1 protein-coding gene is annotated in these 428 nt (G+C 66.8%); it reads left to right on the top strand.

Features of this window, described 5'->3' with window-relative positions; translation table 11 throughout:
- Window positions 1-425 (top strand): sporulation protein (locus LPA54_RS39740; protein WP_228985268.1); only part of this gene is annotated, 425 nt, incomplete at its 5' end.
- Window positions 426-428 lie beyond the last annotated feature (3 nt).

The raw sequence follows: 428 nt of genomic DNA, 5'->3' as shown, positions 1-428 counted from the left end.
CCACCGAGCTGGCGATCGCGCGGGCCGTGGACTCCGGTGACCTCGACCCGGTGAACGTGCACCCGCTGCCGGCGCAGAAGGCGATCCTGGACGCGTTCATCCAGCTCGGCTTCCGCTTCAAGAACGCGGACATGGAGCGGGGCCAGATCCGGGGTACGCGGCAGAGGCTGCCGTTCTACCAGGAGATCGAGTTCTTCCCGCCGTCTCAGTACCGCGGGCTGCACCAGGTGGAGCTGAGCTTCGTCGCCGACGCGCAGGCGTGGGTCGTCGTGCTGGAGATGGACAAGAAGCCGGGTCTGTTCAGCGAGGGCAGCGACACGTTCCGCTCCTTCCAGGTGGGGCTGAACCACTACCAGGGGACCGACTGGGCGGCGTACCTGAACCAGTGGCTGTCGGAGGTCGGCTCCAAGCGCAACTGGTTCTAGGCT

The organism is Streptomyces sp. DH12 (genome assembly GCF_020873895.1).
GTDB lineage: Bacteria > Actinomycetota > Actinomycetes > Streptomycetales > Streptomycetaceae > Streptomyces.
Note: the sequence above shows the minus strand (reverse complement) of the source record. Positions and strands in the feature narration are given on the sequence as shown.